We start from the raw sequence: 7913 nt of genomic DNA on the forward strand, positions 1-7913 counted from the left end.
TCAAACCCCTCAATATCATGATTTGCCGGATTGGTGGAGATTATGATGTCGTCAAAGTGATTGATTTTGGTCTGGTGAAAAGAATCAAGGACCTGGTTCCATCCGAATCCATCGGCCCACTCTCCAGCGACCTGCGAGGCACACCGGCTTACATAGCACCCGAGCTCCTGGCCCAACCTTTGGCCGCCAATCCTCAAACAGATATTTATTCCCTGGGAGTCGTTGCCTATAAAATGCTGAGCGGTCACAATCTTTTCGATGCCACTCATGAAGCCGGTTTGCTCTATGATATTGTGCACACCAAACCTAAAAATTTAGGTGAGATGAGGCCAGAGCTGCCATCGGGTTTGGTGAAAATTGTGATGCAATGTATCGATAAGAATCCACTGGTACGGCCTCCCAGCATGGAAGCATTGTTCGCCGGGCTCTCAGCGGTTGTGAATCAACCTTCCTGGTCGCAGAACGATGCGAAAGTATGGTGGGGGTTACGCGACGACCTCTTACTTTTGGCTGAGTAAACCTGGTCTTACCGGGAGATGAGCTGATGGATGCGTGCAACCAAATCACGATGCAAATTATTCTTAGGCAGGAAACTGCTGAATTTGTGTTCGGCCGCGATCTTATGCCCGGCACCATCTGACGAAATAAGCAGGACAGGGATATCTCGAAATCGCAGATTCGACCGCAGGTACTTCAGAATATCGCAACCTGATTCCGATTGGATGTGAAGATCGGTCACCACCATATCGGGAGCAAACCCACCTTCGATCGTTTCGATGAATTCCGACTGATTGAAAACATTGAGACAGTCAAATCCATGATGCTCCAGGCACTTGACCATAAAATGCGCCAGGAATCGGTCATCATCAACAAGCAATATTTTCAACGGTTTGGCAGCTTTTAGATCCATCACCTGGGCCTCAACACTATTCCGCATGGCTATCCACTCCTGTTTTAAAAATGCCTCCGACTTTCATAAAGCTGATCGTAATTTCGGTCCCGATCCCACGAATGGATTTAGGCGATCGAACGATAGCTCCGGTATCGGTGGCAAGTTTGCAAACGATACGGAAGCCTTGCCCGTGGCCAGCCTCGGGACGAGTCGAGAAACCAAGTCCCAGTTGCTGCAATTGTTCCTCGGTCATACCAGAACCGTTATCGCGAATGATGAGATCAATCCTTTGCTTCCGGTCGATCATCTCCACATGGATCCGCGTGGCGCCGGCAGAAGCTGCATTGGCAATCAGATTGTCAAAGATACTGTGGCACTGCCTGGGTTTGATCACCCCACTTGAGTCTGCTTCCACTTTGCAGTCAAATTCAACCGCTACTTTATAAAGGGTGGAGAGCATGGGCAGAAGCTCGTTCCGCAGACTGTTCGACCAGTCCACCACGCGAACAGCTTCCAACCTCTGGGTGCATTCCTTTTCTGCGACTTCCCGATACTCCTGCAGGAGACTACATATAATTACGAGGCTCGTGCGCACGGTATCCGAATGGACTAAACTGCTATGAGCCGGCAATTTTTCTTCGACCTCAACCAGCAGTGTCTCAAAATGCTTTTCGAGCATACTGATGCTGTTGCTGAGTTCATGAAAGATTTGATGCCGCGCGCCCATATGACCTCCTTATTCTGTCATCCTATAAGCGCCGTTTCGAGGAAAAACCCGCATGAGAAATCCATAAATTTTATATAGTGTTATCAGTACGTTAAGATGTATAATCTTATCTCATTGAAAAGTATGACGATAAATAGGCATGACTCAAACATTCGGACGCTGGGTAAAAACACATGGGACGTATCCTAATCATTGAGGATTCTGAGTCAACACGAAGCACCTATGCGGAAACTTTGACTCGCGATCATACTCTGAAATTTGCGACGACTATGCAGGAAGGCATAGCTGCCGGCACATCCGAAGTTTTTGATTTGATACTAATCGATTTGACACTACCGGATGGTGATGGATTTGAACTGTGCCGCCGTCTGGTTCAACACTGGGGCAGCCAGATTCCACCCTTCCTGTTCGTTTCAGGCCGTTATGATATTCAAGATAAACTCACCGGCTTTGCGATGGGAGCTGAGGACTATATCGTCAAACCCTTTGATCCCCAAGAACTTCAGGCTCGTGTGGACATCCGCTTGCGGCGTCATCCATCAGTCGAAACCATAGGTCACGTCGCGAAACGTTTCGGTCTCGTCATTGACGAAAAGAGTTTGCGTGCCCTGGCCCAGGACGACGGGCAAACCCGCGATCTCAATTTAACACCGAATGAATACCGTCTCCTTTGTGTTCTCATCACCAATGCCGGCAAGACATTCAGCCGCTCCGAACTTCTTGAAGCGGGTTGGGGATCAGACGTCCATGTGCTGGAGCGAACGGTCGACCGACATATCTCCAGTCTAAGGCGTAAACTCGGCCAGGCTCACATGCACCTCGAGGCTGTGCCGGGCAGTGGTTACCGGTGGGCGAAAAATCCCTGACTTGTGCCTTGGCTGTAAGATTTCTCATCCACAGCTTCGATAAGACGAAAACTTCATACACTCTTCTGCCAGTAAACTCCTTCAACATTTCAACCCAGCTTAATCCTCACGGGCTAGGGCTCCAACCTCTGTGCCGATTTCGTCATTAATTTTATTTTTGGTCATCGACGATGTGGGTTGAAGAAGTCGCGTTGAGATATACGCCGGATTCATAAACCATGGCCTCAAGGAAACACAAATGAAACATTCACGCAGTATTCTTTGGAAAATGTTGGCAACGTCATCCCTTCTGGTAGGCTTTCTAATAATGATCGGCTCGGCAGGCATCTATGCACTTGCCATGGTGTCCCAAAAATATGAACACGTGGCAACAGTCAATCTTCCCAACAGCCAGATCCTGAACAGCATGCAGAACGAAGCCCTGGAAATCTCGCGTTCGTATCTCCGCATGGCTCTGCCTGGAACTTCAAAAGAGGAACTCAAAAAGAGAAAAGACATTATCAAGGAGTCCGTCGAGACTTATCAGAAGTACGATACCGCCTATCAAGCGATCCCATTCGTCGCGGGTGAGCAGGAGCTCTATGACGAACTCAATAAAAACTGGATTGAATTCATCAAATCCGTGCACGAACTCATCCCACTCCTGGACCAACCCAATGGCCGCGAAAAGTTCCAAAAACACGTGCAGACAACCCTATCCGACAAGCGCGCCAAACATGGCCAGGCCATGAAACGCGTGATCGACTTTCAAGCGCAGGAATCGAAAATATGGGTAACCGCGGCGCATGAAACAGCAGACATTTTCAATCGTTTGATGTTTGGCTTCGTCCTGATCGGCGCCATCATTGCTATGCTCTTATCCTTTGCCTCCGCTCGATCCTTATCCAGGACCTTGCGTACCATCTCAAAAGATATCGACGAATCCGGATCGCAAGTCCGAAGCGCGAGTGAGCAGCTCTCGACCGCCAGTCAACAGCTGTCATCAGGCGCCACCCAGGCAGCCAGCGCTCTGGAAGAAACCGTGGCGTCTGTCGAAGAACTGACTAGCATGGTCAAACTCAACGCCGACAATGCCCGGGAAGCCTCGGCCCTATCCGAGACCAGTCGTAAATCTGCCGAAGAAGGTGAACTCGAAATCACCAAGCTCAATACGGCCATTCATGAGATCGCCCAGAGTTCCAAGAAAATCGAAGAGATTATCAACGTCATCGATGATATTGCGTTTCAAACCAACCTTCTGGCCCTCAACGCTGCGGTCGAAGCCGCCCGGGCCGGTGAGCAAGGCAAAGGTTTTGCAGTCGTGGCCGAAGCCGTCCGAACTTTGGCCCAACGCAGTGCCGCTGCCGCCAAAGACATCACCACTCTCATCAAAGAAAGCGTTATCAAAATCGAGCGTGGCGAGAAGATGGCCGATGAAAGTGGCAGCGTTCTTAAAAATATCGTGGTCTCTGTGACCAAGGTTGCCAACCTGAACAACGAGATCGCTACGGCGTCGCAGGAACAGGCCCATGGTCTTTCGCAGATCAGTAAAGCCATGAATGAACTCGACCAGGCGACCCAACGCAATGCGTCATCAGCCGAAGAAACAGCGGCCTCGTCCGAAGAGATGTCCAGTCAAGCTGGTAGTCTCGAGGTCCTCGTGGGTCACCTCAATGCGGTGATCGAAGGTCGGACGGAAAACCAAAATCAGGAAACCAGCAGCCAGGAATCTGCCGCGCCCAGGACCATCAGCCATGGGCATGGCGGTCCACGTAAAACCATGGCCAAAGTCACTCCATTCAAGCGTCATCAGCCGACCGAAGCCAGGAATGTGTTGCCCCTGAATGCCGATGAAATGCGGAACCGGAAAGTTGGTAACATCGATGGTTTCTAAGCCTATGGGAGACTTCATGATGGACTCAAGAAATAACGAAAATCGAGCCCAGGCTGGCCAGTATCTGACCTTTACCTTGCAAGGCCAGGCTTATGGGATCGCTATCGCAACCGTTTGTGAAATCAACCGTATGACGCGCATTTCCCCCGTCCCGCAGGTTCCGGATTTTGTATCAGGTGTCATGAACCTGCGCGGCAAAGTCGTGCCCGTCGTGGATCTCGGTCGGCGGTTTGGTTTCGTGGCGGCTGCCCAGACCAAGGAAACTTGTATTATCGTCACAGAAGGAAGCAGCGGTCAGGTCGGTAATATCGTCGATAGCGTCAGCGGCGTGGTGGATCTGAGCGCTCAACAAATCCAACCGCCCCCGCCTATCAAGAATCAAGGTCAGATTTCGTTTGTGATCGGAATGGGTCAAACCGAAAATTGTGTTGTGATCCTGGTTAACACAGCAGAAGTTCTGTGTCAAAGCGAACTCTTGGATATGAAGGATATCCACGCTGCAATTGCTGCAGCTGGTCAGCTGGGAGAAGTCGCATGAGCGAGGATACAGATTTTTTGGCAAAGGTACGTTTTGAATTCTTGCAGGAAGCGCGGGATCTACTCGACTCCTGTGAAGAAGTTTTCCTGGGTTTGGACACTTCCATTAACCGGGAAAATTGCCTGGCTGAAGTTTTCCGCGCGATTCACACCATCAAGGGTTCGGGAGCCGCTGTTGGTTTTGTCAGCCTCGTGGAATTCGCCCACGCCTTCGAAGACTGTCTAGCTGCTTTGCGAACCTATCCCGATCGGTTGACATTTGAACTGACCAGCTTGCTCCTGGCCTGCCTGGACGCCATGCGAACGAAAATTCAAATGCTGTCTGAAGGAAAAGACGACAACGTGCCTACGCCCGAACTGGAGCAGAAGCTCGGTTTGGCTCGTGACCTGATTGTGAAAAAAGCAGGGCCGAAAGCCCAACCCGTGCATCAGGCTTTCGGCTTTTTTGAGGACGACGAGGATCCAGCCCATGGATCTGTTGCCACGTCCACATCCAAGGCTTCCGTGCCCGGGCCCGCCGATGATAACCATGCCGCTCGCCGTGACTGTGGCAGCATTAAAGTCGATTCGTCCCGCATCGACTCGGTCCTTGATCTGGTCGGAGAACTGGTGGTTCTCAAAAGCCAGCTCATCAACAAAACCGAACCTTATGTCTTTGACACCTCGCTGGGGGCGGTTGTATCACTGCTGGATAAAACCATCCGTGAACTGCAGGACAAGGCGCTCGCCATTCGCATGATGCCGATCAAGCCGCTGTTCATGAAAATGCAGCGCATGGCTCGTGATCTGTCTGTGAAGACCGGCAAAGCTGTGGAATTTGAAATGGATGGCGAGGATACGGAACTCGATCGCATGGTCGTTGAATCGCTCAGCGATCCCCTCCTGCATCTGGTTCGAAACGCCATCGATCATGGACTGGAAAATGCCGGCGAAAGGCAAAAATCAGGCAAAGTCGAACCTGGTCGCATTCAGTTGACAGCCTGTCAAAGCAGTGGCCGCATCATCGTCCGTATCACGGACAATGGCCGTGGCATTCGGCGTGATGTGGTCGTTAAAAAGGCCATCGAAAAAGGTCTTGTCCAACCCGACGTTAAACCGGAGAATCTGAGCGATCATGATGTCTTTTCACTCCTGCTCGCGCCGGGTTTTTCCACGGCTGAAAAAGTCACTGACATCTCTGGACGAGGCGTCGGGCTGGACGTGGTCCACAGCCAGATTGAAAAACTCAGGGGCAGTTTGCTGATCAAATCCGAAGAGGGTCAAGGCAGCTCCTTTGAAATATCGCTCCCGCTGACGGCCTCCGTTACCGAGGGAATGATCGTTGAAATTGCCAAGCAAATGGTGGTCCTGCCTATGGATCGCATTCGCGAGCTGGTGAAGATCGAGAGCCACAGCATAGTCGAGATTCGAGCCGGCCAGGCGGTGCTCAATGTCCGAGGCCAGATGCTGCCTATGGTCGACCCCTTGGCTTTGCTTTCACCTCATTCGGCTGGACTTCATGTGACAGGAAAACTTGCGGTGGTCCTGGAGCACCAGGATCGACTCTATGCCCTGGTTATCGGCTCTGTCGTTGGCCAAATGCAGGTCATCATGAAGCCGATGAATGCAGCCTTGCCCCACGACGTGATCGCCGGAGTGACCATTCTGGGTGACGGCCAGGTGGCTCTGATTGCCGATGTGGAAGGGTTGGTCCAGACATTCCTACGTTCGGGTCAACCCCGAACTTCAGAAAGGATGATGGCATGAAAGCTCCTTCCATGAAGTCGATTGACCTTGATTCCGCCTCAGCGCGACTGGAACATTTACGTGCGGATGAAGTGCATTTTGAAAAGCTGGCGCACATACTCAAGGACTTGGCCGGAATCAATCTGGCCAAAACACCTAAAAACATGAGTCTCATGGCAGCTCGATTGGCTCGCCTTTTTGAAAAGCACGGCATTGATAGTTATGGAACATTCCTGCAGCAGCTCCAGGGCGGACGCGGCCCCCTGGTGGAAGAGTTCATTTCAGCCATGACGACCAACACCACGGAGTTTTTCCGTGAAAGCCGGCATTTTGAGCAACTTAGCCATATGCTGCCGGGTTATCTTAAGGAACGCCGGAACGGGGATACCCCGGAAATCAGGGTCTGGTGCGCGGCATCGAGTTCAGGGCAGGAGGTTTACTCTCTGCTGATCACCCTGCTCGAGTCGGAACCCAGCCTGACGGAATGGAATCTAAAAATGTTGGCGACTGATATTGATCTGAATATGCTGGATCGGGCTTCCCTTGGGATGTATACGGAATCCGAGGTCACCGGCATACCGCCGCTCTATCGGCAAAAGTATTTCACGCAGCAAAAAGTGGGTCAGAGCACAAAATTTGTGGTCACGCCCCAGCTCAGAAACTTTGTAACCTTTGCCCCGTTTAATTTGATGACCGAATCGTATCCCTTTCGGCATCCGTTTGATATTGTCTTTTGTCGCAATGTCCTGATCTATTTTGATCGTGAAACGGCGACCACTGTGACGGAAAGAATAGCTCAGGTGATCAGGCCTGCAGGTTTCCTGGTTGTAGGTCACTCCGAGGTCGGCCTCGTGAAGAGTTCCACGTTTGCTTCAGAAGCGAGCGCCTTTTACCGAAAGATTCGCTCATGAAAAATAAAAAAATTCGGGTCCTGATCGTGGAAGATTCGGCAGTCATGAGAAAAATCCTGGTGGAAATCATGAGTCGGGATCCCGGACTTGAAGTCGTCGGGACGGCACCTGATGCTCTGATCGCCCGGGATAAATTGGTGGCTTTGAAACCGGATGTCATGACGCTTGATATCTCGTTGCCACAAATGGATGGGATCAGCTTTCTGGAAAAAGTGATGTGCTACTTTCCCACCCGAACACTCGTAATTAGCAGCAGCACCGATCCTGGTTCCGCCAATGCGCTCCGGGCATTTTCTGCAGGAGCTATCGGGGTCATCGGCAAACCTCAAATGTCATCGGTTGAGGCTATGCAGGACTTCTGTACCGAACTCGTCGAGCGAAT

At 51.2% G+C, this 7913-nt stretch carries 9 protein-coding genes; 7 read left to right on the forward strand and 2 right to left on the reverse strand.

What is annotated here, in order from left to right:
• Positions 1–518 (forward strand): protein kinase domain-containing protein (locus tag VE954_RS37525; RefSeq protein ID WP_324962823.1); only part of this gene is annotated, 518 nt, incomplete at its 5' end.
• An 8-nt stretch (positions 519–526) separates the two neighbouring features.
• Here the strand turns inward: VE954_RS37525 and VE954_RS37530 are convergent.
• Positions 527–937: a response regulator gene (locus VE954_RS37530; RefSeq protein ID WP_324962825.1), complete on the reverse strand. Its 411-nt coding sequence runs from the start codon at positions 935–937 to the stop codon at positions 527–529.
• On the reverse strand, positions 927–1619 hold the full coding sequence (locus VE954_RS37535) for an ATP-binding protein (RefSeq protein WP_324962827.1): 693 nt from the start codon (positions 1617–1619) through the stop codon (positions 927–929). The genes VE954_RS37530 and VE954_RS37535 overlap by 11 nt, the downstream gene beginning before the upstream one ends.
• Before the next feature lie 173 nt (positions 1620–1792).
• On the opposite strand from VE954_RS37535, the gene VE954_RS37540 reads away from it, so the two are divergent.
• The 6 genes from VE954_RS37540 to VE954_RS37565 form a co-directional block, all read left to right on the forward strand.
• On the forward strand, positions 1793–2485 hold the full coding sequence (locus VE954_RS37540; RefSeq protein ID WP_324962829.1) for a response regulator transcription factor: 693 nt from the start codon (positions 1793–1795) through the stop codon (positions 2483–2485).
• Between the two features lie 238 nt (positions 2486–2723).
• Complete coding sequence (locus VE954_RS37545; RefSeq protein ID WP_324962831.1) at positions 2724–4358, forward strand: methyl-accepting chemotaxis protein; 1635 nt, start codon at positions 2724–2726, stop codon at positions 4356–4358.
• 16 nt (positions 4359–4374) lie between these two features.
• Positions 4375–4896 carry a chemotaxis protein CheW gene (locus tag VE954_RS37550; protein ID WP_324962832.1) on the forward strand — a complete coding sequence of 174 codons (522 nt, stop codon included), beginning with the start codon at positions 4375–4377 and terminating at the stop codon, positions 4894–4896.
• Positions 4893–6641, forward strand: coding sequence for a chemotaxis protein CheA (locus tag VE954_RS37555; RefSeq protein ID WP_324962834.1), 1749 nt, complete (start codon positions 4893–4895; stop codon positions 6639–6641). The genes VE954_RS37550 and VE954_RS37555 overlap by 4 nt, the downstream gene beginning before the upstream one ends.
• Complete coding sequence (locus tag VE954_RS37560; RefSeq protein ID WP_324962836.1) at positions 6638–7531, forward strand: CheR family methyltransferase; 894 nt, start codon at positions 6638–6640, stop codon at positions 7529–7531. The genes VE954_RS37555 and VE954_RS37560 overlap by 4 nt, the downstream gene beginning before the upstream one ends.
• Positions 7528–7913 (forward strand): response regulator (locus VE954_RS37565; protein WP_324962839.1); only part of this gene is annotated, 386 nt, incomplete at its 3' end. The genes VE954_RS37560 and VE954_RS37565, both read left to right, overlap by 4 nt.

The organism is Oligoflexus sp. (genome assembly GCF_035638955.1).
Lineage (GTDB): Bacteria > Bdellovibrionota_B > Oligoflexia > Oligoflexales > Oligoflexaceae > Oligoflexus.

Coding starts and splice junctions, on each gene's coding strand:
- VE954_RS37530 (WP_324962825.1), bottom strand. CDS start 937: ATGCGGAATAGTGTTGAGGCCCAGGTGATGGATCTAAAAGCTGCCAAA.
- VE954_RS37535 (WP_324962827.1), bottom strand. CDS start 1,619: ATGGGCGCGCGGCATCAAATCTTTCATGAACTCAGCAACAGCATCAGT.
- VE954_RS37540 (WP_324962829.1), top strand. CDS start 1,793: ATGGGACGTATCCTAATCATTGAGGATTCTGAGTCAACACGAAGCACC.
- VE954_RS37545 (WP_324962831.1), top strand. CDS start 2,724: ATGAAACATTCACGCAGTATTCTTTGGAAAATGTTGGCAACGTCATCC.
- VE954_RS37550 (WP_324962832.1), top strand. CDS start 4,375: ATGATGGACTCAAGAAATAACGAAAATCGAGCCCAGGCTGGCCAGTAT.
- VE954_RS37555 (WP_324962834.1), top strand. CDS start 4,893: ATGAGCGAGGATACAGATTTTTTGGCAAAGGTACGTTTTGAATTCTTG.
- VE954_RS37560 (WP_324962836.1), top strand. CDS start 6,638: ATGAAAGCTCCTTCCATGAAGTCGATTGACCTTGATTCCGCCTCAGCG.